The sequence below is a fragment of the Bradyrhizobium sp. genome (genome assembly GCF_016219575.1).
GTDB lineage: Bacteria > Pseudomonadota > Alphaproteobacteria > Rhizobiales > Xanthobacteraceae > Bradyrhizobium.
In genome coordinates, this window is the sequence record NZ_JACRMG010000015.1 from 74,044 (window position 1) to 99,243 (window position 25,200).

The following is a 25,200-nucleotide window of genomic DNA, read 5'->3' on the forward strand; positions in this document are numbered from 1 at the left end:
TTATGGTGCTTGCGCGCTTTCGCCCCAAAGTACGGGCGAATGGGCTGTAAGATTTGGAATTGTCATGAACTTTAGCGCGGAGAAATCAAGCCGGAAATTGGATATTGGCACCCTTGACCGCCGCTTGGCGGCAATGGTTACCGCCGCGGCGCTTGCGCTATGGACCGCCGCCGTGCCGGCCAAAGCACGGGACCCGGCACGGGACCCGGCGCACGAGGTCAGGCTGGCCCCGCCGCTGGACCTGTCCGGGAAAAAGCCGCCAAAACTGCGCGGCACCGTTCATACCACGGCGATCCCGCTGCCGCGCCCGCGCCCGGCCGAGGCACCCAAATCCGGGGCAAAGCCCGATCCCGACAAGGAGGCCGCGGAGAAATCCGAGCCCGCCAAACCGGCGGAGCCGCCGCCGCCGTCGGCCTGCCGGCTGGCGCTGACGGAAGAGATCGCGGTCGCCCCCTCCATCCCCGACATCAAGGGCCCCGGCGGCTGCGGCGGCGAGGACCTGGTGCGTCTGGAGGCGATCGTGCTGCCGGACAAGCGGAAGATCCCGGTGAAGCCGGCGGCGATCCTCCGCTGCAGGATGGCGAGCGCAATTGCCGACTGGATCCGCACCGACATGGTTCCGATCGCGGCCCGGCTCGGAAGCCAGGTCAGCGACCTCGACAATTTCGATTCCTTCGAATGCCGAGGCCGCAACCGCGTCGTCGGCGCGCAGCTGTCGGAGCACGGCCGCGCCAATGCGCTCGACGTGCGCGCCGTCAGGCTCGCGAACGGCAAATCCATCTTTTTCACCGACCGCACCGTGGCGCGCGAAGTGCGCGAAGCCGTGCTGCATTCGGTGTGCGCGCGGTTCTCCACCGTGCTGGGGCCGGGATCGGACTGGTACCACGAGGACCACATCCATCTCGACGTGGCCGAGCGGCGCAACAATTACCGGATTTGCCAGTGGAACGTGTGGGATCCGCTGCCGCAGATCCCGCCGCTGTTGCCGGCGGAGCGACCGGCGGACGCGCCGCCGCGGGAGGTTGCCGCCAAATCCGGCGGGCTTGCGAAACCGGATGCGAGAAAATCCGATCAGGAAGAGCCGGAGGCCGAAGCAAGACCCGCGCCAGCCAAGCCGAACCCGGCAAGAAAGCGCCGGTGATAACCGGCGCCCTCGCGGCAGGGCAGGTCGGATGTGGAATCTCTGGCGGCGGATCTTTGGCCCTCGGACCTCACCCGACATCAGGACACGAAAAAAGCGCCGGAAACCGGCGCTCTTGCAGTCTCGTTCTGCTTGAAGACTTACTGCATCATGGGGCCGGAGCCGCCCTGCAGGGCCATCTTGGAATTATAGGGCGAGTCGCCGTGCTTGGGTTCGAGCACGACCACCATCGTCCCCACCTTCACGCGGCTATAGAGGTCGATGACGTCCTCGTTGGTCATGCGGATGCAGCCCGAGGAGATCGAGGCGCCGATATATTCCGGCTGGTTGGTGCCGTGGATGCGGAACATGGTGTCGCGGCCGCCCTGGAAGAGATAGAGCGCGCGCGCGCCGAGCGGATTGTCGACGCCGCCGGGTACCGACGCCGGCAGGCCTTCGATGCGCTTGTGAATGTCCTTGGTGGGAGTCCACTTCGGCCATTCCGCCATGTTGCCGACCTTGGCGATGCCGGAGAACGCCAGCGCGTCCTCGCCGACGGTGATGCCGTAGCGAATGGCCTTGCCGCCATCCTGCACCAGATAGAGATAGTGGTTGTCCGAATCGACCACGATGGAGCCGGGCATTTCCTTGCGGTGATAGTCGACGATGGCGCGGCGGAACGGCTCGGCGACGGCGACTTTCTCGTAGCGCGCCTTCGCAAGCTGCGCCTTGTCGGCGGGCTTGAGCGTTGCCTCGGGAGCCGCCTGATAGGTGGCGGTCTGCATGCAGCCCGACAGCATCAGGCCGGCAATCAGAATTCCCAACTTTGCCTTCAGTGACGACATATCCAGTTCCAATCGAGATTTTCTGCATGCGCGTACAAACGATGCGCCGCAAACGCCCGAACTCATTGGTCGCATTATCTCCGAAACTCTTCACAATTCCAGAACTTAGGGACTTATCCCGTGCCGTTGGCGGCCGGCTGTGTCCTTTCTGCCGCAAGCATGCGTCAAACCGGCCCAGTTGTTGGGCAAAACGGCCACATCGGCCGTATCTGCGCCATACTGCCGCCACTTGACCGCCACAAATCCTGAGCGGCGGTTAATGCGCCGGTCATGAAGCGCTTGCCAGAATCGGGTTAAGCCGGTGTGCTCTTGGTAATAAGTTACGGAGTTGTTGATGTTCTCGGTTTTCGTACCCTCCGAATTCTCGCTCAAAAAAGCCGTCGCCGTCGATCTTGCCGCGCTGCCGGAAAACGCGGTCTGGATCGATCTGGTCAGACCGACGCCGGAGGAGGACAAGGCGGTGGAGCGCGTGGCCGGCATCGCGGTGCCGACCCGGGAGGACATGCAGGAGATCGAGATCTCCAGCCGCCTCTATATCGAGAACGGCGCGCGCTACATGACGGCGACGCTGATGTGCCAGTCCGACACCGACATGCCCCGCACCACGGCCGTCACCTTCATCCTCGCCGGCCACCGCCTGGTCACGGTGCGCTACGACAGCCCGAAACCGTTTGCGTTGGTGGAGAACAAGCTCGCGCGCTCCTGCTCGCCGTCGATATCGGGCGAGATGGTGCTGATGGAGCTTCTGGACGCCGTGATCGACCGCTGCGCCGACATCCTCGAGCGCTGCGGTGCCGAGATCGACCAGGTGTCACATGACGTCTTCGAACCCGAGAGCCAGCGTCACGGCCACGCCAAGCGATATTCCCAGATCCTGATCGAGATCGGCCGCAAGGGCGACCTGGCCTCGAAGATCCGCGAAAGCCTGGTCTCGATCGGCCGCCTGGTCACCTTCCTGTCTGCGGTCATGGAGGGCGTCAAATGGTCGAAGGACATGCGCGAGCAACTCAAGACCATGCAGCGCGACGTCGTTTCCCTGACCGACCATGCCTCCTACCTCTCCAACAAGATCACCTTCGTGCTCGACGCCATGCTTGGTGTGGTCAATCTCGAGCAGAACAACATCATCAAGCTGTTCTCGGTGATGGCGGTTGTGCTGATGCCGCCGACGCTGATCGCCTCGATCTACGGCATGAACTTCAAGAAGATGCCGGAGCTGGAATGGGCGCTCGGTTATCCGATGGCGGTCTTCATGATGCTGGCCGCGGCGATCGTGCCGTACTGGATCTTCCGGTGGAAGAAGTGGCTGTGAGCTTGCGTTTCCGAAGGGTGAACGCGCATCCCTCGCACCATGGTTACCGGGCAAGCCGGCGGCAACCACCTGTTCCCGGTCGTGGTAACGCCAAATTCGTCAAGCTTGCAGCCGGTTCCACCGCTCGCCATCGCTCCGATAAAATTTGAACTGTGGGTTGAACCATTGGTCGAAAGTTGTCTGCGATAACGCTGCCCACACGCCGCGAGGGCACAATGGTTGACAAAGTTCCAACTCAATCGCGCACGGTCATCGACCTCGCGAGCTACCGGGAGCGCATCGGCGCCCGGGCGCCCGCGATCTCGGTGCGTACCTGCCGGCACTGCGGCGCGGTGCTGGCCGAGGGCGAGCGCGAGGAAGAGTGCTCCAGCACGTTCAATGTCGAGGCGGCCCAGCTACGCTGGCAAGCTGCGCAGATTTTGCGCGAGCTGGTTTGAAAAATAGGTCTGCCCCCGCGAGGCGCGGGCGGGCTGCGAACGAAAAACCAGTGACCGGAGACCGGTCCGCGTCACGACCGATCCCTCGGTCTGCCCTCAGACGTGTTGTCCGCCGTTGATGTGGATTTCGGCGCCGTTCACATAAGAGCTGGTTTCCGTGCACAGCACATAGATGATCTTGGCGACCTCGTCCGGCGTGCCGAGGCGATGCATCGGAATCTGCTGTTCGACGATCTTCTCGGTGCCCGGCGACAGGATCGAGGTGTCGATCTCGCCCGGCGCAATGGCGTTGACGCGCACGCCGACTCGGCCGAAGTCGGACGCCATTTCGCGGGTCAATGAGGCGAGTGCCGCCTTTGACGTCGCATAGGCGGCGCCGGCGAAGGGATGCACGCGCGACCCCGCGATCGAGGTGACGTTCACCACCGAACCCTTGGCGGCCTTCAATTCGTCGATCAGCCCGCGCGCGATCATGATCGGAGCGAAGAAATTGACCTGAAAGACATGCGTCCAGGTGTCGAGGTCGGTGTCGACGCTGCCCAGGCGAGAGCCGCCCGGTCCCTTCGGCGAAATCGCGGCATTGTTGACCAGCGCGTGCAGCGTCCCGCCCTCGAGCCGTTGGCGGATTTCGCCGATGGCGCGCACGGTGTCGCCGGGGTTGGCGAGGTCGACCTGGATATGGTCCTCCGGCCCCGCATCCCAAGGGCAATCCTCCGGAAAGGCATGACGCGAGCAGGTGATCACGCGCCAGCCTGCGCTGGAGAAGCGGATCACGGTGGCATGGCCGATGCCGCGGCTGGCGCCGGTCAGGAGCAGCGTACGCCGCGGCAGGTTGGAAGACGGCATGGGATTCCTTCAGGCGTTCGGCGTCACGGATACAGCCGCACCTTGCTCCAGGGCTGGTTGGGCGCGTCGCGGCGGAATTCGATGCGGTCGTGCAGGCGGAACGGGCGGTCGTGCCAGAACTCGAAGCGCAGGGGCTCGATCCGCCAGCCGCTCCAGCCCGGCGGGCGCGGCACCTCGCCGATCACATGCCTGGCGGCGACCAGCGCAATGGCCTGCTCGAATGCGAACCGGCTTTCCAGCGGCTGCGACTGCTTGCTTGCCCAGGCGCCGATCTGGGCCTGCTTCGGCCGGGTGGCGAAATAGGCGTCGGCCTCGGCGTCCGTCACCGGCGTGACCGGGCCGCGTATACGAACCTGGCGGCGCAGCGACTTCCAGTGGAAGAGTAAACCGGCCTTAGGATTTGCGGCGAGTTCGCGGCCCTTCTGGCTGGCGATGTGGCTGTAGAAGACGAAGCCATCGCTGTCGAAACCCTTCATCAGCACCATGCGCACGTCGGGAAGGCCCTCGGCGTCGACGGTGGCAAGCGCCATCGCATTGGGGTCGTTCGGCTCGGACTTCACGGCCTCCGCGAACCATTCCCCGAACAGCGCGAAGGGTTCCTCCGCGGCCGTAAAATCACCGGATGTTAACGGTGTTGGGGTTTTGATGGAGGTTGTGTCTGTCATTGCCGGAGTACCGAGTTGCGTAGGTCAGCGTCCCAGAGCGCGCTGCAGCCCCGCCTATATAGGGCATGGGGACGCGTTGGCCTATCGGCGATCCGGCCCTTCGGCACGATGGTTACCCTGTTCCTGATCGGCGCCAGCTCGGGCGCCTGCAGCTTTTCCCGCGATGGCGGCGGGTTCTTTTCATCCAAGGGCGATGACGGCGAGGTGGTGACCGGCTCGATCACGGGGCAGGAGCCGGTGCCGACGGAAAGCGATCTGGCTTTCGCCCGCACCGCAGCCTCCGACGTGCTGACCAAGGGCGACAAGGACACCAGCCAGCCCTGGCAGAACCCGGAAACCGGCGCCCGCGGCTCGGTGACCCCGCTCGCCCAAGCCTACAGCAATGAAGGCCGCACCTGCCGGGACTTTCTGGCAAGCTATGTCAACGGCCGCACCGAAAGCTGGCTGCAGGGCGCCGCCTGCAAGGCAGGCCATGGCCGCTGGGAAATTCATACGCTAAAGCCGTGGAGACGGGGCTAAACTCGCCGCAGGACCAGTTGCAAAAATGCAACGGGCACCCCAGATGAAGCGGAAATGGGTATGCTGTCCGAATTCGACGGACGCGATTCCCCCGATAAGGAGATTTGACGGATGCGCGACCCCTATGAGGTCTTGGGGGTGCCGCGGAGCGCCAGCGCTGCGGCCATCAAGAGCGCTTTTCGCAAGGCCGCCAAGAAGCATCACCCCGACAGCAACAAGGGCGATCCGAAGGCCGCAGAGCGCTTTGCCGAGATCAACACGGCCAACGAAATCCTCAGTGATGAGGACAAGCGCAAGCAATTCGACCGCGGCGAGATCGACGCCGAAGGCAAGCCGCGCTTCCAGGGTTTTTCGGGCGGCGACCCGCGCGGCCGCGCCGGTCCGGGCGGCTTCGAGACCTATACCTTTCGTTCCGGCGGCGGCGGACCGGGCGGCTCCGGTGGCGGCAGTTTCGAGGAAATCCTCAACAGCATGTTCGGTGGCGCAGCCGGCCGTGGCGCGCGCGGCGGCGGCGGGCCGTTTGAATTCGACAATGGCGGCATCGGGCTCGACCTCGACGTCAATGCCTCGCTCACCGTCTCGCTCGAAGACGCCGTCAAGGGCGCCGAGAAGCGCGTGCGGCTGCCCACCGGCAAGGAGCTCAATGTCAAAATTCCCGCCGGCGTCACCGCGGGCCAGCAGATCCGGCTGAAGGGGCAGGGCGAGACCGCGCCGGGCCATCGTCCCGGCGACGTGCTGATCACGGTCGGCATCGCGCCGCATCCCTTCTTCAAGGTCGACGGCAGCGACTTGCGCATCGATCTGCCGATCACGCTCTACGAGGCCGTGCTTGGCGGCAAGGTCCGCGTGCCGACGCTCGGCGGCGCAGTGGAACTGTCGATCCCGAAGAACACTTCGAGCGGGCGAACCTTCCGCCTCAAGGGCAAGGGTCTGCCGAAGGCGGGCGGGGCCGGCGATCTCTTCGTCACCACAAAAATCATCCTGCCTGACGGGAACGACAGCGAGCTCGAGCAATTGATGCAGAAGTGGCGCGACGGACACCCGTACAATCCGCGTAGCGACCTCGGCTGACCATCAGGTTCCGCAACGCAGGAACTCTGGCGGGTCAGCTTGCGTTTCGATCGCGTGAGCCTGGAGGTTTGCGCGAGCCAGTTGGCGTGTCCCCCGAAAGGGGTGCGGCCTCGAAAGGGGGACCAGCGCGGTACCAAACCCCGATCGAGGCCGCTTGCGCCGATCGGCGGATCGAGCGCCACTCATTTTCGCGTGATCATCCGGTGCGATAATGAGACGTGCCGGTGGTCTGATTCCAGATATTCAATGTCCAAATTGGGACAATGCGTTACGCCGCAATTCGGCCTCCGATCGTCTTGATCCCGCACGATTTTCGCCGGACGCGCGCAACAATCTTCAGCGCGTACGCACGTCGCCGCCGAGTTTCTCGCTCTCGTCGTAGACGAGCTTGGCGATCTGGGTCAGGCGATCGCGGTCGCTGGAACCGGCGACCACGAATCCGACGCCGCGCTCGGCCCAGAACAGCGCGCTGTCGCGGCCATGCGAGGCATAGCGCATCTGGGTCGTTTCCACCGTCGCCTTCGCGGCATAGACCGTGTAGCGCTCGCCCGACGGTCCCTCATACATCAGGAACGATGCCGGTCCCGCCGGGCCGGGCAGCAGCCGCCCGCCGACCAGCTTCAGCCCTGCGGAATCCAGTTCGGGCGCATGCACCTTCCAGCCGCAACGCCGGGTCAGCCATTGCGTCAGATGCGCGCGATCGCTGCCTGCCACTTCGACGGGGTGGCGCACTTCCACGACATAGAGCCGGTGTGCATCCAGCGCTTCCACAGTGAAGTTCTGGAACACCGAGGGCGTGGCCGCCGCGCCATGCGCGATCCAGCCGACGCCGCCGCCGGCGACGAAGGCGATCAGCGCGGCTGCCGCTGCACCATAGATCCAGCGGCGCGGCGGACTTGCCAGCCGCTCGAGCTCGAGCCGTTTCGGCACCGGCTCGTCGAGCACCGAGTCGTATCTGGCATGCAGCAACTCGGCCATCGCGCGCCACGATTGCACCCGCGCCGCGTCCTCGGGACGCGCAGCCAGCCACGCCTCGACATCGCTGCGGCGCTCCGCCGGCAATTCGTTGTCGACGTAAGCATGAAGCTCGTCTTCGGTGACGGGAATTCTTGGGTCAGTCATTGTCGTCGTCTCTGTCCAGTCCTGTTCGATCTTCGATGCAATTTGCTGCCGCTATTTGACCCGACGCAACGCCGTACGCTCGCCTTCCAGAACAGCTTTGACATGGGCGCGCGCACGGGCAAGCCGTGACATTACGGTGCCGATCGGCACGCCCTGGATGTCGGCGACCTCGCGATAGGAAAGGCCCTCCAGCATCACGAGCAGCAGCACGGCGCGCTGCTCCTCCACAAGCGTCGCCAGCGCGCGCGCAATGTCGCGGCCTTCGGCCTCCGTGCCGCTGGCGTCGGGATTGTTGTCGAGCAGCGGCATGAACTGAGGGCGCCGTGCAAGGGAGCGGCGCCGGTTCTTGTTCAGGTTGGTGAGGATCGTGTAGAGCCAGCTCCGCACGTCGCCGCCGAGGAACAGCTTTTCCGAACGCAGCGCGCGCACCAGCGTGTCCTGCACCAGGTCGTCGGCGATGTCGGCGTCGCGCGCGAGCGCCCGCGCGTAACGCCGCAGCGCCGGGATCATGGCTTCGACACTCTGGCGAAACGGGCTCATGCTTCGATCGGTCCGCTGACGTCGGCGCGACAGGCGCGCACCTTCCCAACATAACACCCGAATGACGGAACTATTCCGGTCCTTTCCGGACTTGCGAACAGCGTTAATGGGTATTCGCGGATTTGGGCTTTTCCGCCGTGGAGTGCTGGTGTACCTCCAGACCACCGATCACGTGCAGCCGGGAATCCGATGTCGCAAGTTTCAGGTCTGATGCAGGGCAAGCGGGGAGTGATCCTCGGTGTCGCCAACAACCGCTCCATCGCCTGGGGCATCGCCAAGGCATGCCACGCCGCCGGCGCCGAGATCGCGCTGACCTGGCAGGGCGAAGCGCTGAAGAAGCGGGTCGCGCCGCTGGCCGAGGAGATCGGAGGTATTCTGCTCGGCCATTGCGACGTCACCGATCCTGCCACCATCGATGCCGCCTTCGCCGGACTTGCCAGGCAGTGGGGCAAGATCGACTTCGTGGTGCACGCGATCGCCTTCTCCGACAAGGACCAGCTCGACGGCCGCTACATCGACACCACCGCCGACAACTTTACCAACACCATGCTCATCAGTTGCTACTCGCTGACCGCCATCGCGCAGCGTGCGGAGAAGCTGATGACGGAAGGCGGCTCGATCCTGACGCTGACCTATTACGGCTCGGAAAAGTGGATGCCGCATTACAACGTCATGGGCGTCGCCAAGGCGGCGCTCGAGGCCAGCGTGCGCTATCTCGCCGCCGATCTCGGCAAGGACAACATCCGCGTCAACGCGCTCTCTGCCGGACCGGTCAAGACGCTCGCTGCGGCAGGCATCGGCGATTTCCGTTACATGCTGAAATGGAACGAACTCAACGCGCCACTGCGGCGGACCGTGAGCCTGGAGGAGGTCGGCGCCAGCGCGCTGTATCTGCTCTCCGACATGTCGCGCGGCGTCACCGGCGAGGTGCACCATGTCGACTCCGGCTACCACATCGTCGGCATGAAGCATCCCGACGCGCCCGATATCTCGCGGACGCAGGAATAGCTGCCGCCTGCCATGCCCGCGCCGACCATCTATTACATCCGCCACGGCGAGACATCGTGGAATGCGGAGGGGCGGTTGCAGGGCACGCTCGACATTCCCCTCAATGAACTCGGCCGCAGGCAGGCGGCACACGCCGGCGACGTCCTTGCCGGCCTGTTCGAGCGCGACCGCCGCGACAAGAACGAACTCGTCTATGTCGCCAGCCCCCTTGGCCGCGCCCGTTCGACGATGGATTTCGTGCGTGCGGCGCTTGGGCTGGCGGCGGGCGAATACGCGCTCGACGACCGCCTGCGCGAGATCGGCTATGGCGAATGGGAGGGCTCGACGCTCGCCGAGATGCAGGCGAAAGACCCGGAATTCTACGCCAAACGCCTCACGCAGAAATGGACGATGTCTTCGCCGGGCGGCGAGACCTATGAGGCGGTACAGGTCCGGATGCGCGACTGGTACGATTCGATCAAGGCCGATACCGTCGCGGTGGCCCATGGCGGGACCTGCCGGGCCCTGATGGTCGCGCTCGGCCATGAGACGCCGCAAAGCGCGGCCGATCTCTACATCGAGCAGGGCGCCGTCTACGTGTTCGGCGACGGATCGCTCAGAAAATATAGTTAAGGCGCAGGCCGAAATTGACCGGGGGGACCGCCCGCGTTACCACACGGCTCAATCCCGGATTTCCAGAGCAAGCATGTCCTTCAACACCTTCGGCCACATGTTCCGCGTCACGACCTTTGGCGAGAGCCATGGGCTTGCGATCGGCTGCGTGGTCGACGGCTGTCCGCCGCTGATCCCGCTCACCAACGAGGACATCCAGCACGATCTCGACCGCCGCCGGCCGGGACAATCGCGCTTCACCACGCAGCGGCAGGAGCCGGATGCGGTGAAGATCCTGTCCGGCGTGATGGCGCATCCGGAGACCGGCGTACAGGTGACGACGGGCACGCCGATTGCGCTTCTGATCGAGAACACCGACCAGCGCTCCAAGGACTATTCCGAGATCAAGGACAAGTTCCGTCCGGGGCATGCCGACTTCACCTATGAAGCCAAGTATGGCCTGCGCGACTATCGCGGCGGCGGGCGCTCTTCGGCGCGCGAGACTGCAACGCGCGTGGCGGCAGGCGCCATCGCGCGAAAAATCCTGCCCGAGGTGAAGGTGCGCGGCGCGCTGGTGCAGATGGGCCCGCACAAGATCGACCGCGAGAAATGGGACTGGGACGAGATTGCGAAGAATCCGTTCTTCTGTCCGGACCGGGACAAGGCTGCCTTCTTCGAGAGCTATCTCGACGGCATCCGCAAGTCCGGCTCCTCGATCGGCGCCGTCATCGAAATCGTGGCCGAAGGCGTGCCGCCGGGGCTGGGCGCACCGATCTACGCCAAGCTCGACGGCGATCTGGCCTCGGCCATGATGAGCATCAATGCGGTCAAGGGCGTCGAGATCGGCGCCGGCTTTGGCGCGGCCGAATTGTCCGGCGAGGAGAATGCCGACGAGATGCGCACCGGCAATAACGGCACGCGTTTTCTCTCAAACAACGCCGGCGGCGTTCTGGGTGGCATCTCCACCGGCCAGCCGGTGGTGGTGCGCTTTGCAGTGAAGCCGACATCGTCGATCCTCACCCCGCGCCGCACGGTGGACCGCCAGGGCGGCGAGACGGAGATCATGACCAAGGGCCGCCACGATCCTTGCGTCGGCATCCGCGCTGTGCCTGTCGGCGAGGCCATGATGGCCTGCGTGCTGGCCGATCACCTGCTGCGCCACCGCGGCCAGGTCGGTTGAGCGGGCTAGCTTCCGCGCACGAAGCCGCCCATATTCTCAGCCAGAGAGAAGGGCAGGCCGCATGGCGGTTGACGTAAGTGACGTCAGGGAATGGCTGATCGACGGCGGGCGCTCTTCGCCCGTTCCCGGCGACATGATCGACGAGCTGTGCAGGCGGCTGATCGATGCCGGCATCCCGCTGTTCCGCGTCGCCTTCTACATCCGCACGCTGCACCCCGACATCTTCGGCCGGAATTTCATCTGGAAACCGGGCGAGCCGATCCAGATCGGCACGGCGGATCACAGCATCACGGAGACGCCGCAGTTCCATGCGAGCCCGATTTCCATCGTGGCCCGCGAGGGCCGCGAGATACGCGCGCGCGTCAGTGATCCCGACAGCAGCCGCTGGCCCGTCGTCGAGGATCTGCGCGCCGAAGGCGTCACCGACTACATCGCGCGGCCGATCCGCTACATCGACGGCTCGGCACATACCACGAGCTGGAGCACCAGGCAGGAAGGCGGTTTCACCGACGAACAGCTCGATGCACTGCGCTCGATCCTGGCGCCGCTGGCGCGGCTGATCGAGGTCGTCTCGCTTCAGCGAAAGGCCGCCACGCTGCTTGACGTTTACGTCGGCAATCGCGCCGGCGAAAAGATTCTCGGCGGCCAGATCCGGCGCGGCCACACCGAGAGCATGAACGCCGCGATCTGGCTGTCCGATTTGCGCGGCTTCACCGCGCTGTCGGACCGGTTGCCGCCCGAAACCGTCGTCGACATTCTCAATAACTACTTCGATTGCCAGGTCGCCGCCATCAAGGAGCATGGGGGCGAAGTGCTGAAATACATGGGCGACGGTCTGCTCGCGGTGTTTCCGATCGATGAATATGTCGGCGATTCCCCGGAAGTCTGCGCGCATGTGCTGGAAGCCGCGCGGCAGACGCGCTCAGGCGTCGAGGCGATGCAGTACAGGATCGGCGACACCATCGAGCGCTTCCGCTTCGGCGTCGCGCTGCATGTCGGCCCGATCCTCTACGGCAATATCGGCGGCGGCAGCCGGCTCGACTTCACCTGCATCGGGCCCGCCGTCAATCTCGCCGCGCGGCTGGAAAAGCTCACCGGCCGGCTGCGCCGCACCATCGTCGCTTCCGAAGGCTTTGCCGGCATCTGCAGCGGCGGCTGGTGCGATCTCGGCGAGTTTCCGATCGCGGGTTTTGCCAAGGCCCAGCGCGTCTACGGCCTGTTCGACGAAGAGGCGGCGGAAGCGGCCTGAGCGTTCGGGTTATCCGTTATTCCTCCGGCTCCGTCGTGAACAAGAGCGGATAGCCCTTGGCGCGGCCGGCATCGGTGGCGCGGGTTGCCTTGGTCTCGGCGACGTCCTTGGTGAACACCGCGACCACGCAGACGCCGCGGCGGTGCGCGGTGATCATCACCTTGTAGGCCTCGTCCTCGGTCATGCGGAATTCACCCTTCAGCACCGTGACGACGAATTCGCGCGGCGTGTAGTCGTCATTGATCAGGATCACCTTGTGCAGGCGCGGCCGCTCGGTCTTGGTCTTGACCCTGGTTTTCGGCTTGACGACGGTGTCGGTCATGACGGCACAAACTCCCGCGCCGCGCACACCCGCGATCAGCTGCCGCGGCACCCCGCAAGGCGCTGCGCCATGGCCTGATCGCCGCTGAAAACCGCGGTCTCGATCAGTTTACAGGCTCCGGCCGGGTCCCGGAACTGGGCATTATTCGAGAGTTTCAAAGCCGAAATGCGAGGCAATCCGGCAATTTGCTGGCAGGCTAAACCGATTGTGATGGACAATTCACGTTACCGCTTTTCGCGCCGCGATTTGCGTGTCACCATTGCTTCCTAATCGGGAGGGGCGCGATGCGCTGGTATGTCTCGATCGGAGCGGTGCTTGTCGCGGGCATGTTGGCCGGCGGCGACGTGGCGGGTGTTGCCGCGCCCGGCCCGGGCAACCAGACCAACCCCCGTCTTGCGGAAAAGGAAGCCACCGTCGATGTCGAGCTCGTGCTCGCCGTCGATGTCTCCTATTCCATGGACATGGATGAATTGGCGATCCAGCGCGAGGGCTATGCGCAGGCCATAATCTCCAAGGAATTCCTGCAGGCGCTGAAGGCCGGGCCGAACGGCAAGATCGCCATTACCTATTTCGAATGGGCCGCCTCGACCGACCAGAAGCTGATCATTCCCTGGCGGCTGATCGACGGGCCGGAATCGGCGGACGCCGTCGCTGCAGAGATCATGAAGACGCCGATCCGCCGCGCCTCGCGCACCTCGATCTCCGGCGCAATCAGTTTTGCAATGCCGCTGTTCGAGGAGAACAACTATCGCGGCTTGAGGCGGGTGATCGACATCTCCGGCGACGGCCCCAATAACAACGGCATACCGGTGACTACCGCGCGCGACGCGGCGCTGGAGAAGGGCATCATCATCAACGGCCTGCCGATCATGGTGAAGGAGCCGTCCTATTCGACCATGGATATCGACAACCTCGACTATTATTACGAGGACTGCGTGATCGGCGGCCCCGGCTCCTTCGTGGTCACCATCAAGGACCGCGACAAGTTCAAGGAAGCGATCCGCACCAAGCTGCTGCTCGAAGTCGCCGGCCGCACGCCGGAACGCCCGGTTGTGCCGGCCGCCGCCCAGGGCAGGGAGCCGCGGGTCAATTGCCTGATCGGCGAGAAAATCTGGCAGGACCGGTGGGGGCGGTGATGTTGCCGTAGGATGGGTAGAGCGCAGCGAGACCCATCATCTTCACGGCAAGTATTCGATGGGTTTCGCTGCGCTCTACCCCTCCTGCGATCTCAGCACGGCATGAAAGGCGCAACCATGGGCAATTGCATCGTCGTCGTTCAGTTTGATCTACCGAAGCGTACACAGGAGCAGGCCGTCGCCGGTGGAACCGGCTCGGCGCCGATCTATCGCGGGCTCGCCGGAAAAGGCTTGATCCGCAAGGACTACCTCAATGGAGAGACTGGCACCGGCGGCGTCTATCTTTGGGAGAGCCGCGCCGCCGCCGAAGCATGGTTTACCGAGGCCCGGATCGCCGAACTGACGCAGCGTTTCGGTGTCCGTCCCCGGCTCACCTGGTATGACACGCATGTCACCGTCGACAATGTGCGAGGTGAAACGCGTGTCAACGGCGTGCCCATCTCGATCGCTGCGGAATAGACGGCGGCATGAGACGGGTCGACGGCTAGGTAGGATGGGTTGAGCGAAGCGAAACCCATCATGCCAGTGGCGGGGCAGTCGATGGGTTTCGCTTCGCTCCACCCATCTACGATTCTATCGTGAAAACCGCGCCACCAGCTCGACATGCGGCGTGTGGCGGAACTGATCGACCGGCGTGACGCCGTCGATCCGGTAGCCGCCATCGAGCAAAATCTTCGCATCGCGCGCGAAGGTCGTGACGTTGCAGGAGACCGCGACCACCAGCGGCACCTTGCTCGCGGCAAGCTGCGTGGCCTGCGCCTGCGCGCCCTGTCGCGGCGGGTCGAACACGATGGCGTCGTAATCGCGCAGTTCCTGCGGCACCAGCGGGCGGCGGAACAGATCGCGCGTTTCCGCTCTGACCGGCTTCAGCCCGGAGGTCGTGGTCGCCGCCTTTTGCAGCGCCGCCACCGAACCGGCATCGCTGTCGAATGCCGTCACGCGCGACGTCGCAGCCAGCCTTAGCGCAAACGGGCCGACGCCGCAGAAGAGGTCGGCGACGTGCTTGGCCTTCCTGCAATGGTCCAGCACCAGCGCGGCGAGCGTTTCCTCGCCGGCAGCGGTCGCCTGCAGGAACGAGCCCGGCGGTAGCGTCACCTGCGCGGTCGCCATGGTGACGACCGGCGGATTGCGCATCAGCACCAGTTCGCCATGGCGCGTCAGCCGCGCCAGCCGGTGCGCTTGCGCGATGGCGGAGAGTTTTGTCGTCATCGCCATCGTGACCTGCCCGGAGCCGCGGACATCGACATCGAGGCCGCCGCTTGTGGCCGTGAACTGGATGTCCAGCGGCTTTCGCGCAGGCTTCAGGGTCTCTGCGATCGCCCAGGCGGCATCGAGCGCGCCGTCCAGCGCGGGATCGAGGATCGGGCAGCGGTCGATCGGGATGATGTCGTGCGAGTGTGCTGCGGCAAAGCCGACCTTCAGCACCTCATGCGTGCCCATCCGCGCATGCAGGGTGATGCGCCGTCGCCCGCTGCCATGGGCGTCGACCAGGGCCGCGACGTCGCCGGCGATGCCCGTCTGCGCCAGTGTCTCCACGGCGATGTTGCGCTTCCAGGCGCGGTAGGCCGCCTCATCCCAGTGCTGGATGGCGCAGCCGCCGCAGACGGTGAAATGCGGGCAGAACGGCGCGATACGTTCGGGGCTGGCCTGCCTGACTTCGACGAGGCGGCGGCGGTCGGGGTGGCCGTGAACCTCGGCCGCTTCCACGGTCTCGCCGCCTATCGTGTACGGCACGTAGATGTTGCCGCCGGGCGACAGCGCCACGCCGTCGCCGCGATGGCCGACATGATCGATGAAGAGGATCTCAGCCACGCCGCGCGCCGAGGAAGAACTCGATGTTGCCGTCGCCGCCGGGGATCGAGGAGGGGAACACCTGCATGTCGGTGCAGCCGAGCGAGGCTGCGAACGCCGTAATGTCGTCGCAGACCTGCTGGTGCACCATGGCGTTGCGAATGATGCCGCCCTTGTAGTTCTTCCGCTCCGCCTCGTATTGCGGCTTGATCAGGGCGAGCAGGTGCATCGGGCTGGCCGCCAGCGACAGCGCCGCCGGCAGCACCGCCTTCAGCGAGATGAAGCTGACGTCGATCGTCACCACGTCGGGCCGCAGCGGCAAGCGGGTGTTCTCCAGCTTGCGGATATCGGTGCCTTCCATCGACACGATTCGGGGGTGGCCGTGCAGGGAGTGGTGCAACTGGCCGTGGCCGACATCGATGGCAAACACCATCGCGGCGCCGTTTGCCAGCAGTACCTCGGTGAAGCCGCCGGTGGAGGCGCCGATGTCGAGACAAACGTGATTTTCGATCTCGATCGGATAGGTCTCCAGCGCGCCCGCGAGCTTGACGCCGCCGCGCGAGACCCAGGGGTGCGCGGGTTGCGCCTGCAGCACCGCATCGGCCGGAATGACTTCCGAAGCCTTCGCGACCTGCCGGTCATTGGCGATGACGAGGCCGGCGTCGATCGCCGCGCGGGCGCGTGCCCGGCTCTCGAACAGGCCGCGCTCCACCAGCACCACGTCGGCGCGCTTGCGGGAAGCTTCGCTGTTGCCTTGCTTTGCCACGATCAGTCCGGTTTCCTGGCCGCGAGGCGCACGCACGCCTCGAACGCGGTGAGGTCGTGCCAGATGTCCGCAGGCCTTGCTTGCGGCATCACCAGCGGCGAGCCGTGCAGGTCGAGCGCATGGATCATCATCAGATTATCCATCAGGCCGAAATCCTCAACCGTCAATCCGTCGCTGTCGATCAGGCGCTTTTCGAGGGTTCTTGTCACCTTCGTGAAGTGCGGGACGCGTTCCGCATAGGTCGAGGGCTCGTTGCTGTAGGCGAGGCAGAGCTTGCCGCGGCCGGCCATGTAGCCGAGCTCGTAGACGGTACCGGGGTCGGCGCCGGGGCCGCGGAACGGCGTGAGATTGGCGATGATCGCGTCCGCCGCATCCATCATGGCTTCATTGCCCTTGAAGATCTGCAGCGAGGCGTCGTGCGTGGCGGGATCAATCGCACTGTCGAGCGGATAGAGCCCGGTTACGCCGTGGCGCCTGCAGATGTCGGTTTTTTTGTTGCCGATATCGAGTGCGTCCGGCAGGAACACGTCGGGTCCTGCCAGATAGATATGCATGCGTCACCTGAGGCTGAGGTCGAACACCTCTCCCATAGGAAGAGGTCGGCGCAAAGCGCCGGGTGAGGGGTTGTGGTCTCAAATGGGCACCTGAACCCCTCACCCGGATCGCTTGCGCGATCCGACCTCTCCCTTCGGGAGAGGTGGGGTCTGGTGTCCGGTCTGCGCTCAGGCGAGTTTGACGCTCTCGGTCTTGTAGTCCTTGCCCAGCGTCTCGAACACCTTGGCGACGATGCCCTTGGCGTCGAGGCCGGCGCGCGCATACATCGCGTTCGGCGAGTCGTGGTCGAGAAACACGTCGGGCAGCACCATCGAGCGCATCCGCAGGCCGCCGTCGAGCATGCCGCGGTCGGAGAGGTATTGCATGACATGCGAGCCGAAGCCGCCGACCGAGCCTTCCTCGATGGTAATGAGGATCTCGTGGTCGCGCGCCAGCTTCAGGACCATCTCCTCGTCGAGCGGCTTCATGAAGCGGGCGTCCGCGATGGTGGCGGACAGGCCATGGGCGGCGAGCTCATCGGCCGCCTTCTCGCATTCGGCCAGCCGCGTGCCGAAGGAGAGCAGGGCGACCTTCTTGCCCTCGCGGATGATGCGGCCCTTGCCGATCTCGAGCGGGATGCCGACGTCCGGCATCTCGACGCCGCGGCCTTCGCCGCGGGGGTAGCGCACCGAGCTCGGGCGGTCGTTGATCGCGACCTGGGTTGCGACCATGTGCACCAGCTCGGCCTCGTCGGCAGCGGCCATGATCACGAAGTTCGGCAGGCAGCCGAGATAGGCGTTGTCGAACGAACCGGCATGGGTCGCGCCGTCGGCGCCGACGAGGCCGGCGCGGTCAATGGCAAAGCGCACCGGCAGACTCTGGATCGCGACGTCATGCACGACCTGGTCGTAGCCGCGCTGCAGGAAGGTGGAGTAGATGGCGCAGAACGGCTTGTAGCCTTCGCTGGCGAGGCCGGCCGCAAACGTCACCGCATGCTGCTCGGCGATGCCGACGTCGAAGGTGCGGTCGGGGAAGGCCTTGTTGAAGATGTCGACGCCGGTGCCTGACGGCATCGCGGCGGTGATGGCGACGATCTTCTTGTCCTTTTCGGCTTCCTTGACGAGGCTCTGGCCGAACACGTTCTGGTAGGCGGGCGCATTCGGCTTGGCCTTGGCCTGCGTGCCGGTGGCGACGTCGAACTTGACCACCGCGTGATACTTGTCGGCGGAAGCTTCCGCCGGACCGTAGCCCTTGCCCTTCTGGGTCACGACGTGGACCAGGATCGGGCCTTCTTCCATGTCGCGGACGTTCTTCAGGACCGGCAGCAAATGGTCGAGGTTATGGCCGTCGATCGGGCCGACATAATAGAAGCCGAGCTCCTCGAACAGCGTGCCGCCGTCCATCATGAAGCCGCGGGAATATTCCTCGACCCGGTTGGCGCGGTTGGCGATGATCTTGGGCAGGCGCTTGTTGATCTGCTTGGCCGCCTCGCGCAGCGTGCGATAGGTCTTGCCGGAATAGAGCCGCGACAGATAGGCGCTCATCGCGCCGACGGGCGGCGCAATCGACATGTCGTTGTCGTTGAGGATGACGATCAGGCGGGAATTCATCGCGCCCGCATTGTTCATGGCCTCATAGGCCATGCCGGCGCTCATCGCGCCGTCGCCGATCACGGCGATCACGTTGTTCTTGCCGCCGGAGAGGTCGCGGGCCACCGCCATGCCGAGGCCGGCGGAGATCGAGGTCGAGGAGTGCGCCGCGCCGAACGGGTCGTAGTCGCTCTCGCTGCGCTTGGTGAAGCCGGAAAGGCCGCCGCCGGTGCGCAGCGTGCGGATGCGGTCGCGCCGGCCGGTCAGGATCTTGTGCGGATAGGCCTGGTGGCCGACGTCCCAGATCAGGCGATCGCGGGGCGTATCGAAGATGTAGTGGATCGCGGTGGTCAGCTCGACCACGCCGAGGCCGGCGCCGAAATGACCGCCGGTCACCGAGACCGCGTCGATCGTTTCCTGGCGAAGCTCGTCGGCGACCTGTTGCACCTGCTCGATCTTGAGCTTGCGCAGATCGTCGGGGGTTTTGATGGTGTCGAGAAGCGGCGTCTTACTAAATGCGGTCACAGCGATATTCCAGTTTTGCATGTCGGAACGCGAGGTCCGACGAGAATTGGGTTTGCGCATCCACCGCGCAGCGAGGAGCCTGATTGGTTAGCCTTAGCGGCGACCCAAATCGTTCAATGTGATTTTCATCACCTAAGGCGTCTTCCACCCGTCCCGGTCAATTTTCGCGAGCCATTTGAAGCGTTTGCCGCCACACCCGGCGGTGGCACACCAGCCCCCAACAGCCCATAGAACCGCAAGCTTTACACCAAAGCCTCAGCCAAAGCCAACCCGCCCGGGTTTCGAAACGGCCGTCGAGGGGTCACAAGAGCCTGGAAGGATTAACCGCGCGGCGGGCCATGGGTTCATTCGTGCCCGGTTCCTCGGCTTCTTTAGGGCCGGACCGGGCATTTTCCAGCTGTTTCCATGCCCATTCCCGGGCGGTCGGGTCGCCGGTCGCCACCGTCAGCGCGGCCTGCGGCACCGCCATGCGCTCGGTCAGCGGCACCGGGCCGCACACGATCATGAAGAAATCGTAGGCGTGGGGCACCTCGTTGGCCATCACGAACTGGAAGTGGACGCGGAAGAACTGCCGGCGGAATGAATTGTAGTGCTCGGGCAGGATGATCTCCTTGAAGCGCACCGGCACGATGGTCGGGTTGCGCCGCGCGGCGCCGACGTCGATGCCGTGGGCGGCCAAGGGGTCGAACTGGAAGAAGTTCATCACGTCCTTGCGGGCCTGGCAGTCGATCCAGTCGATCGAGGGTTCGACCGCAAGCATGCGCATGTGGTCGCGGAAATCCTGCGAGGCCGCATGATAGCCGACGATCGGGAAATTGCCGCCGATGGTGAGCAGCACGATGCGCGGCCCGTGACGGCCGAGCACAGGATCGAGTTTCAGCGCACGCGCGAGCATCTCGACGCCGAGGAACGAGCCCGAGCTGTGGCCGACCAGCACGATCTCTTCCGCCTCGCTCGAACCGGCGACCTTCACCAGATGCTGCGCAAAGCGGTCGATGCGCGCGTCCCAGTCCGGGCGCTGGCGATGCGAGAATTGCCAGGTCCAGATTGTGTCGGACAGCAGATATAGCACGTAGGTCCGCTTTTCCGTGTATTTCAGCACGGTGCCGAGCACGGCAACGAAGACGGCGGCGGCGACTGCGATGCTGAAGAGATGGGGGACGCCGAGTGCGGCGAGCCCCCATTCGACCGCAAAGGCGATCGCGCCGACGCAAATGGCTTCGGCCAGCAGCACGATGTGCGGCCAGGTGATGAAGGTGGCAAAACGCCAGCTCGTCGCAAAGAAGCGGAACGCAGTCCCGCGGAGGATCAGCCGCCAGTAAATCCACACCGCGTGAAACACGATGCGCCAGATCGGCTGGGCGAGGTCGCGCTGGATGAAATCCTCGAAGCGCAGGAAGTCGTAATCGGTTCTGGTCTGCCAGTCGGCCGCCTTGGTCTCGATGGCCCAGGAGGCGATCTCGCCACTGTCGGCGGCTTGCGGCCGGGTGGTGGTGGCGGAGATGCCGTAGAGCCGTGCGAACTTGCGCAGCTCGGTCCGGAACATGCGATAGTACTGCGCCAGCCCGCGGGGATCGTATCCCTGGATGTAGATGATATGGCGGTGCTTCACGCGCACTAAAGTCTGTTCCCCATGGCCGCGCGACTATAGCAGGCCGTACCGGGCGGATAGAGCTAATTCGGTCGCGCCGGGGCAGGGGCTGGATTCGGCCGGTCGCTGAAGAATGGCGCTTGAAGGGAGCCCCGCGGGCAACGCCGTCACTGCACGTCGAGCGGCTCGGTCCCCGTCGCCTGGCCGGAGGCATCGGTGGTGATCTTGTCGACGCGGGCCTCGGCCTGGCGCAACAACTCCTCGCAGCGGCGCTTGAGGGCTTCGCCGCGTTCATAGATGGCGACCGACTCCTCCAGCGGCACCTTGCCTTCCTCGAGCCGCTTGACGATCGATTCGAGTTCCTCGATCGCGCGCTCGAAGGTGAGCTTCTTCACGTCGCCTTGCGTGTTCTCGGCCATCTGCGGTTTCCCAATGCGCCGGATTGCCCGGACGCGGAATCAAGAGGAGTTTTCGCCATTGTGGCGGCGTTCTAGCCGCCCATCAATGCGGTGACGTGGGCGGCGACCGACTCCTGCAGTCCCTGCAAATCGTAACCGCCCTCCAGCACGGAGACGACGCGGCCGCCGGCGGTCTGGTCGGCGAGGTCCAGCAGCTTCTTCGTGACCCAGGCGAAATCCTCGGCCTTCAGGTTCAGCGAAGCCAGCGGATCGCGATAATGCGCATCGAAGCCCGCGGAAATGACGATCAGTTCCGGGCTGAACTTGGTCAGCTGCGGCAGTATGAGGTTCTCGAACGCCGAGCGGAACTTGGCGCTGCCGTCTTCGGCCGCAAGCGGCGCGTTGACGATGGTGTCGTGCTCGCCGCGCTCGCCCTTGGCGCCGGTGCCCGGGAACAGCGGCATCTGGTGAGTCGAGCAGTACATCACGGTCGGGTCGGCCCAGAAGATGTCCTGCGTGCCGTTGCCGTGATGGACGTCGAAATCGACCACGGCCGCGCGCGCGATGCCGTATTTGCGCTGCGCATGCCTTGCTGCGATCGCGGCATTGTCGAAGAAGCAGAAGCCCATTGGCTTCGACGCCTCGGCATGATGGCCGGGCGGGCGCACTGCGACAAAGGCGTTCGGATGGTTGCCCGACATCACGGCATCGGTGGCCGACACCGCGCCGCCGACGCCGCGCATCACCGCCTCCCAGGTGCCCGGCGACATCGATGTGTCGCCGTCGATATAGATCATGCCCGAGGTGGGCGCGATGTGGCGCAGTTCCGTGACGTAATGCTCGCCATGGCACAGCGTCACCTGGTCGAGATTGCCCTCCGGCGCCTGATCGCGCACCAGCGCGTTGAATCTGTCCTGCGCCAGCGCCTCATCGACGGCGCGCAGCCGGTCGGGCCGTTCGGGATGGCCGGGCGGCGTCAGATGATCGAGGCAGGCCTGGTGGGTGAGGAAAAGCGTCATGGAGCGATAATCTAGGGCGAGAGCGGCAGGTTAGAAAGGGTAGGTAGGCCAAAAGGGCCTTGCAAATCAATTGATTCTGCTGATGCGGCCGCCCGGGGCCGGGGCGATCGGGCTGGCCTTGAGGAAGTAGTCATATAATGCATCGACATCGTAGATGCCGGTCAGCGTGTCGGTGCCCTTGGTAAAGGCCGTAAAGCCGTCGCCGCCGTCGAAAAGGTAGCTGTTCACGGTGACGCGATAGCGCGCGGCCGGCTCGATCCGTGCGCCGTTCAGGGTCATCCGCTCGGCGGGGATGCGCTCGCCGTCGCCTTTGCTGCCGTCCCAGACGAAGCCGAAACCCCTGGAGACCTGCAGGATGCGCGGACGTTTCGGGTCCGCCCATTGCTGCTCCAGCGCGTCCTTGATCTGCTGCCCCGTCAGCGTCATCGTCACCAGCTGGTTGCGGAAAGGCTGTGCGGCGAATACGTCGGCGTAGGTGACCTCGCCATTGGCCGTCTTCACGATGTCGCTGCGGATGCCGCCGGGATTGGTGAAGGCGATCACGGCGCCGCCGGTCTTGTCGCCGTCGGTTGCCGCCAGCTGCGCATCGGTGATGATGTCACCGAGCATGCTCTCGCCGGCATCGTTGGGCATGCGCGACAGGGTTTCGGTGATGACGCCCGCCGGCCGGTTGGCGATCGGCGCCGAAAGTTTCTCGTAAGCCTCGATCAGCGCGGTCTGCTCCGGATTTTTCGCGATCGTCGCGCTGCGCACGATGTGGTTCTCGGGCTTTGCGGCGACGATGTCGCGCGTCGCCGGATCGAGCTTGAGGTCGATGGTGGTGACGAGCGTGCCGTATTTGTCGCCGCTGGTGACGAGACGTCCGTCGATCTCGCAGAGATAGGCGCGGTGGGTGTGGCCGGAGATCACGAGGTCCACCGCCTTGTCGAATTTCTTGACGATCTCGACGATCGGCCCGGAAATGCCGGAGCAGCCGTCATAGTCGCCGGTCGGAAATCCGCCCTCGTGGATCAGCACCACGATCGCCTCGACGCCCTTCGCGCGCAGCTCCGGTATCAACGCATTCACCGTCTCCGCCTCGTCGCGGAATTCGAGCCCGGCGATGCCGGCCGGCGAGACGATGCCGGCGGTGCCCTTCAGCGTCAGCCCGATGAAGGCAACCGGGATGCCGTCGAACTCGCGGATCGCGTAAGGCGGAAACAGGCTCTTGCCCGTGCTCTTCTCGATCGTCGAGGCGGCGAGATAGCGGAATTTCGCGCCTTCGAAACGGTGCGGGCCGCGGCAGCCGTCCGTCGGGTGGCAGCCGCCATCCTGCATGCGCAGCAGCTCGTTCCTGCCCTCGTCGAACTCGTGATTGCCGACGGAGGCGACCTCCAGCCCCATCAGCGACAGCGCCTCGATGGTCGGCTCGTCGTGGAACAGCGCCGACAGGAAGGGGCTGGCGCCGATCAGATCGCCGGCTGCGACGAAGATCGAATGCTTGCGCCCCTCGCGCAGTTCTTTCACCAGCGTCGCCATGTGCTCGGCACCGCCGGCGGGCACGGTGACCTTCTTCGTCCTGTCGGCGGGATCGTCGATGCGGATACCGCCGGCAAACGGCTGCAGATAGCCGTGAAAGTCGTTGATGGCGAGGATGCGCAGGTCGACGGGCTCCTTGCCTTGCGCGAAGGCGGGGGAGGCGGCGAGGGCAAGGCTCACGATGGCGAGGAGTCTGGCAGGCGAGAGCATCATCAAGCCATCTTAAATCATCGCGGCGACGATTTCACGAAGAGTCCCTCAAGGTGAGGAGCCGCAATGCGGCGTCTCGAACCACGAGGCCCCGATCCAGCCTGCGGCCATCCTTCGAGACGCGCGCCGAGGCGCGCTCCTCAGGATGAGGGCAGTGGGTGTGGCAACGGGGTCAGCCCCTCTTCCTCTTGAAGAACGCCTGGAACGCGGCGACGGCTTCCTTCGAGCGCATGCGCTCGCCGAACAAATGGCTTTCCTGGTCGATGCGGCGGGTCAGGTCTTCCGGCGGCAGCTTCAACAGCTTGCGCGAGATGGCGACGGCTTCCGCCGGCAGCGCGCAGATTTCGCGCGCGACCTTGCGCGCCTCGGCCTCGGTGTGGCCAGCGGCGACCACCTCGTTGACGAAGCCGGCCTCGCGCGCCTCGTCGGCGTGCATGGTGCGGCCCATCACCAGCGTGGCGAAGGCGCGCTGGTGTCCCATGGTGCGCGGCATCAGGAGGCTGGAGGCGCCTTCCGGCACGAGACCCAGATGGATGAAGGGCGTGGCGAAGGTCGCAGTCTTGCTGGCCAGCACATAGTCGCAATGGAACAGCATGGTGGTGCCGATACCGATCGCGACGCCGTCGACGGCGGCGATGATCGGCTTGGTGTTGTGCGCCAGCGAATAGAGGAATTTCTGCGCGTTCGACGCGCGCGGCGTGTCGGCGTTCGCGGTGCCGGCTTTGAGGAAATCCTCGAGATCGTTGCCGGCGGTGAACACGCCGCTGCCGCCGGTGATGATGAGGCAGCGGATGTCCGGGTTGTTCTGCGCGGTGTCGATGGCATCGCTCATCGCGCGGTACATGCTTTGCGTGATCGCGTTCTTCTTCTCCGGCCGCCGCATCGTGATGACGCGCGCGTGGTGGTCGTCGGCGACAATCAGGTGTTCGGTCATGCGGCGTATCCCCGGCGAACCCGCCGCCGCGCTGCCGCCGGCGAGTCATTGGCCGATATCCTACATGATCCGCCGCCGCGCCCAAGCCGCATCGCGGCCTTTTCCCGGAGAGCGGCCATGAGCAAAACGCGACGCTTGCGCGATTATGTCGCGCGATCACGCAGCAAGTAGAAGCAATCTGAAAGTCAGGGACGAACGCTGCGAGGGCTCCCTCCCCCGCAAGCTAGGGGATTCCCGGATTTTAGCATTGAGCGGCAAGTGCATAGCCCTCGAGAGTTGCGGCGAGACGGGTCCAGCCGTCGCGCATGGTTTTTGGCCCGGGTGGCTTGTAGTAGCAATTCCAGCCGCCGAGACGGGCTGCG

Annotated in this window: 27 protein-coding genes; 11 read left to right on the forward strand and 16 right to left on the reverse strand. The window is 64.9% G+C overall.

The window, feature by feature from the left end:
- The first annotated feature begins 133 nt into the window (after nt 1-133).
- Nucleotides 134-1,141, forward strand: coding sequence for an extensin family protein (locus HZB49_RS14365; RefSeq protein ID WP_291612474.1), 1,008 nt, complete (start codon nt 134-136; stop codon nt 1,139-1,141).
- A gap of 140 nt (nt 1,142-1,281) precedes the next feature.
- Here the strand turns inward: HZB49_RS14365 and HZB49_RS14370 are convergent, their stop codons facing one another.
- Nucleotides 1,282-1,965 (reverse strand): L,D-transpeptidase, encoded by a 684-nt coding sequence (locus HZB49_RS14370; protein WP_291612414.1) that lies wholly within the window; start codon nt 1,963-1,965, stop codon nt 1,282-1,284.
- A 334-nt stretch (nt 1,966-2,299) separates the two neighbouring features.
- On the opposite strand from HZB49_RS14370, the gene HZB49_RS14375 reads away from it, so the two are divergent.
- Both HZB49_RS14375 and HZB49_RS14380 read left to right on the forward strand, forming a co-directional pair.
- The gene (locus tag HZB49_RS14375) at nt 2,300-3,277 is read left to right on the forward strand and encodes a magnesium transporter CorA family protein (protein WP_291612415.1); all 978 of its coding nucleotides are present in this window, start codon (nt 2,300-2,302) and stop codon (nt 3,275-3,277) included.
- A 215-nt stretch (nt 3,278-3,492) separates the two neighbouring features.
- Nucleotides 3,493-3,714, forward strand: a complete 222-nt coding sequence (locus HZB49_RS14380; RefSeq protein ID WP_291612417.1) for a hypothetical protein — start codon at nt 3,493-3,495, stop codon at nt 3,712-3,714.
- A 96-nt stretch (nt 3,715-3,810) separates the two neighbouring features.
- Here HZB49_RS14380 and HZB49_RS14385 read toward each other — a convergent pair whose 3' ends face one another.
- Together HZB49_RS14385 and pdxH are read right to left on the reverse strand one after the other, a co-directional pair.
- The gene (locus HZB49_RS14385) at nt 3,811-4,560 is read right to left on the reverse strand and encodes an SDR family oxidoreductase (RefSeq protein WP_291612419.1); all 750 of its coding nucleotides are present in this window, start codon (nt 4,558-4,560) and stop codon (nt 3,811-3,813) included.
- A 23-nt stretch (nt 4,561-4,583) separates the two neighbouring features.
- Entirely contained in the window at nt 4,584-5,225 is a 642-nt protein-coding gene (gene pdxH, locus HZB49_RS14390; protein WP_291612421.1) for a pyridoxamine 5'-phosphate oxidase, read from the reverse strand.
- A 108-nt stretch (nt 5,226-5,333) separates the two neighbouring features.
- Here pdxH and HZB49_RS14395 point away from each other — a divergent pair, with 108 nt between their 5' ends.
- Nucleotides 5,334-5,744: an RT0821/Lpp0805 family surface protein gene (locus HZB49_RS14395; protein WP_365857887.1), complete on the forward strand. Its 411-nt coding sequence runs from the start codon at nt 5,334-5,336 to the stop codon at nt 5,742-5,744.
- A gap of 111 nt (nt 5,745-5,855) precedes the next feature.
- Nucleotides 5,856-6,815 (forward strand): DnaJ C-terminal domain-containing protein, encoded by a 960-nt coding sequence (locus tag HZB49_RS14400; RefSeq protein ID WP_291612425.1) that lies wholly within the window; start codon nt 5,856-5,858, stop codon nt 6,813-6,815.
- A 336-nt stretch (nt 6,816-7,151) separates the two neighbouring features.
- Here the strand turns inward: HZB49_RS14400 and HZB49_RS14405 are convergent, their stop codons facing one another.
- Together HZB49_RS14405 and HZB49_RS14410 are read right to left on the reverse strand one after the other, a co-directional pair.
- Nucleotides 7,152-7,937, reverse strand: a complete 786-nt coding sequence (locus HZB49_RS14405) for an anti-sigma factor (protein WP_291612427.1) — start codon at nt 7,935-7,937, stop codon at nt 7,152-7,154.
- Nucleotides 7,938-7,988: 51 nt separating this feature from the next.
- The gene (locus HZB49_RS14410; RefSeq protein ID WP_291612428.1) at nt 7,989-8,477 is read right to left on the reverse strand and encodes an RNA polymerase sigma factor; all 489 of its coding nucleotides are present in this window, start codon (nt 8,475-8,477) and stop codon (nt 7,989-7,991) included.
- A gap of 189 nt (nt 8,478-8,666) precedes the next feature.
- Between HZB49_RS14410 and fabI the strand changes: the two genes are divergently transcribed.
- The 4 genes from fabI to HZB49_RS14430 all read left to right on the forward strand — a co-directional run bounded on the left by fabI (nt 8,667) and on the right by HZB49_RS14430 (nt 12,505).
- Entirely contained in the window at nt 8,667-9,485 is an 819-nt protein-coding gene (gene fabI / locus HZB49_RS14415) for an enoyl-ACP reductase FabI (RefSeq protein WP_291612430.1), read from the forward strand.
- 12 nt (nt 9,486-9,497) lie between these two features.
- Complete coding sequence (locus HZB49_RS14420; protein ID WP_291612432.1) at nt 9,498-10,097, forward strand: histidine phosphatase family protein; 600 nt, start codon at nt 9,498-9,500, stop codon at nt 10,095-10,097.
- Nucleotides 10,098-10,170: 73 nt separating this feature from the next.
- A complete protein-coding gene (aroC, locus tag HZB49_RS14425) occupies nt 10,171-11,256 on the forward strand; it encodes a chorismate synthase (protein ID WP_291612434.1) in 1,086 nt (361 codons plus the stop codon).
- A gap of 61 nt (nt 11,257-11,317) precedes the next feature.
- On the forward strand, nt 11,318-12,505 hold the full coding sequence (locus HZB49_RS14430; RefSeq protein ID WP_291612436.1) for an adenylate/guanylate cyclase domain-containing protein: 1,188 nt from the start codon (nt 11,318-11,320) through the stop codon (nt 12,503-12,505).
- Between the two features lie 16 nt (nt 12,506-12,521).
- Here HZB49_RS14430 and clpS read toward each other — a convergent pair whose 3' ends face one another.
- A complete protein-coding gene (gene clpS / locus HZB49_RS14435) occupies nt 12,522-12,827 on the reverse strand; it encodes an ATP-dependent Clp protease adapter ClpS (protein WP_291612438.1) in 306 nt (101 codons plus the stop codon).
- A gap of 35 nt (nt 12,828-12,862) precedes the next feature.
- The gene (locus HZB49_RS14440) at nt 12,863-13,045 is read right to left on the reverse strand and encodes a hypothetical protein (protein WP_291612440.1); all 183 of its coding nucleotides are present in this window, start codon (nt 13,043-13,045) and stop codon (nt 12,863-12,865) included.
- A 66-nt stretch (nt 13,046-13,111) separates the two neighbouring features.
- Here HZB49_RS14440 and HZB49_RS14445 point away from each other — a divergent pair, with 66 nt between their 5' ends.
- The gene (locus HZB49_RS14445) at nt 13,112-13,963 is read left to right on the forward strand and encodes a DUF1194 domain-containing protein (RefSeq protein WP_291612442.1); all 852 of its coding nucleotides are present in this window, start codon (nt 13,112-13,114) and stop codon (nt 13,961-13,963) included.
- Nucleotides 13,964-14,065: 102 nt separating this feature from the next.
- Complete coding sequence (locus HZB49_RS14450; RefSeq protein ID WP_291612444.1) at nt 14,066-14,422, forward strand: monooxygenase; 357 nt, start codon at nt 14,066-14,068, stop codon at nt 14,420-14,422.
- A gap of 114 nt (nt 14,423-14,536) precedes the next feature.
- Here the strand turns inward: HZB49_RS14450 and HZB49_RS14455 are convergent, their stop codons facing one another.
- The 9 genes from HZB49_RS14455 to HZB49_RS14495 form a co-directional block, all read right to left on the reverse strand.
- Entirely contained in the window at nt 14,537-15,775 is a 1,239-nt protein-coding gene (locus tag HZB49_RS14455) for a methyltransferase (RefSeq protein ID WP_291612446.1), read from the reverse strand.
- Nucleotides 15,768-16,520: a TlyA family RNA methyltransferase gene (locus tag HZB49_RS14460; protein ID WP_291612448.1), complete on the reverse strand. Its 753-nt coding sequence runs from the start codon at nt 16,518-16,520 to the stop codon at nt 15,768-15,770. Before HZB49_RS14460 ends, HZB49_RS14455 begins: the two co-directional genes overlap by 8 nt.
- A gap of 2 nt (nt 16,521-16,522) precedes the next feature.
- On the reverse strand, nt 16,523-17,074 hold the full coding sequence (locus tag HZB49_RS14465; RefSeq protein ID WP_291612450.1) for a nucleoside 2-deoxyribosyltransferase: 552 nt from the start codon (nt 17,072-17,074) through the stop codon (nt 16,523-16,525).
- A 168-nt stretch (nt 17,075-17,242) separates the two neighbouring features.
- Entirely contained in the window at nt 17,243-19,168 is a 1,926-nt protein-coding gene (gene dxs, locus HZB49_RS14470; RefSeq protein ID WP_291612452.1) for a 1-deoxy-D-xylulose-5-phosphate synthase, read from the reverse strand.
- A 301-nt stretch (nt 19,169-19,469) separates the two neighbouring features.
- Nucleotides 19,470-20,786, reverse strand: coding sequence for a hypothetical protein (locus HZB49_RS14475; RefSeq protein WP_291612453.1), 1,317 nt, complete (start codon nt 20,784-20,786; stop codon nt 19,470-19,472).
- Nucleotides 20,787-20,926: 140 nt separating this feature from the next.
- Complete coding sequence (locus HZB49_RS14480) at nt 20,927-21,178, reverse strand: exodeoxyribonuclease VII small subunit (RefSeq protein WP_291612456.1); 252 nt, start codon at nt 21,176-21,178, stop codon at nt 20,927-20,929.
- 71 nt (nt 21,179-21,249) lie between these two features.
- A complete protein-coding gene (locus tag HZB49_RS14485) occupies nt 21,250-22,176 on the reverse strand; it encodes a histone deacetylase family protein (RefSeq protein ID WP_291612458.1) in 927 nt (308 codons plus the stop codon).
- 66 nt (nt 22,177-22,242) lie between these two features.
- Nucleotides 22,243-23,904, reverse strand: a complete 1,662-nt coding sequence (locus tag HZB49_RS14490; RefSeq protein ID WP_291612475.1) for a bifunctional metallophosphatase/5'-nucleotidase — start codon at nt 23,902-23,904, stop codon at nt 22,243-22,245.
- A 172-nt stretch (nt 23,905-24,076) separates the two neighbouring features.
- The gene (locus HZB49_RS14495) at nt 24,077-24,838 is read right to left on the reverse strand and encodes a crotonase/enoyl-CoA hydratase family protein (protein WP_291612460.1); all 762 of its coding nucleotides are present in this window, start codon (nt 24,836-24,838) and stop codon (nt 24,077-24,079) included.
- Nucleotides 24,839-25,200 lie beyond the last annotated feature (362 nt).

Bases quoted from the DNA above. Each gene is read 5' to 3' on its own strand.
- HZB49_RS14365 (WP_291612474.1), top strand. From the start codon at position 134: ATGGTTACCGCCGCGGCGCTTGCGCTATGGACCGCCGCCGTGCCGGCC.
- HZB49_RS14370 (WP_291612414.1), bottom strand. From the start codon at position 1,965: ATGTCGTCACTGAAGGCAAAGTTGGGAATTCTGATTGCCGGCCTGATG.
- HZB49_RS14375 (WP_291612415.1), top strand. From the start codon at position 2,300: ATGTTCTCGGTTTTCGTACCCTCCGAATTCTCGCTCAAAAAAGCCGTC.
- HZB49_RS14380 (WP_291612417.1), top strand. From the start codon at position 3,493: ATGGTTGACAAAGTTCCAACTCAATCGCGCACGGTCATCGACCTCGCG.
- HZB49_RS14385 (WP_291612419.1), bottom strand. From the start codon at position 4,560: ATGCCGTCTTCCAACCTGCCGCGGCGTACGCTGCTCCTGACCGGCGCC.
- pdxH (WP_291612421.1), bottom strand. From the start codon at position 5,225: ATGACAGACACAACCTCCATCAAAACCCCAACACCGTTAACATCCGGT.
- HZB49_RS14395 (WP_365857887.1), top strand. From the start codon at position 5,334: ATGGTTACCCTGTTCCTGATCGGCGCCAGCTCGGGCGCCTGCAGCTTT.
- HZB49_RS14400 (WP_291612425.1), top strand. From the start codon at position 5,856: ATGCGCGACCCCTATGAGGTCTTGGGGGTGCCGCGGAGCGCCAGCGCT.
- HZB49_RS14405 (WP_291612427.1), bottom strand. From the start codon at position 7,937: ATGACTGACCCAAGAATTCCCGTCACCGAAGACGAGCTTCATGCTTAC.
- HZB49_RS14410 (WP_291612428.1), bottom strand. From the start codon at position 8,477: ATGAGCCCGTTTCGCCAGAGTGTCGAAGCCATGATCCCGGCGCTGCGG.
- fabI (WP_291612430.1), top strand. From the start codon at position 8,667: ATGTCGCAAGTTTCAGGTCTGATGCAGGGCAAGCGGGGAGTGATCCTC.
- HZB49_RS14420 (WP_291612432.1), top strand. From the start codon at position 9,498: ATGCCCGCGCCGACCATCTATTACATCCGCCACGGCGAGACATCGTGG.
- aroC (WP_291612434.1), top strand. From the start codon at position 10,171: ATGTCCTTCAACACCTTCGGCCACATGTTCCGCGTCACGACCTTTGGC.
- HZB49_RS14430 (WP_291612436.1), top strand. From the start codon at position 11,318: ATGGCGGTTGACGTAAGTGACGTCAGGGAATGGCTGATCGACGGCGGG.
- clpS (WP_291612438.1), bottom strand. From the start codon at position 12,827: ATGACCGACACCGTCGTCAAGCCGAAAACCAGGGTCAAGACCAAGACC.
- HZB49_RS14445 (WP_291612442.1), top strand. From the start codon at position 13,112: ATGCGCTGGTATGTCTCGATCGGAGCGGTGCTTGTCGCGGGCATGTTG.
- HZB49_RS14450 (WP_291612444.1), top strand. From the start codon at position 14,066: ATGAAAGGCGCAACCATGGGCAATTGCATCGTCGTCGTTCAGTTTGAT.
- HZB49_RS14465 (WP_291612450.1), bottom strand. From the start codon at position 17,074: ATGCATATCTATCTGGCAGGACCCGACGTGTTCCTGCCGGACGCACTC.
- HZB49_RS14480 (WP_291612456.1), bottom strand. From the start codon at position 21,178: ATGGCCGAGAACACGCAAGGCGACGTGAAGAAGCTCACCTTCGAGCGC.
- HZB49_RS14485 (WP_291612458.1), bottom strand. From the start codon at position 22,176: ATGACGCTTTTCCTCACCCACCAGGCCTGCCTCGATCATCTGACGCCG.
- HZB49_RS14490 (WP_291612475.1), bottom strand. From the start codon at position 23,904: ATGCTCTCGCCTGCCAGACTCCTCGCCATCGTGAGCCTTGCCCTCGCC.
- HZB49_RS14495 (WP_291612460.1), bottom strand. From the start codon at position 24,838: ATGACCGAACACCTGATTGTCGCCGACGACCACCACGCGCGCGTCATC.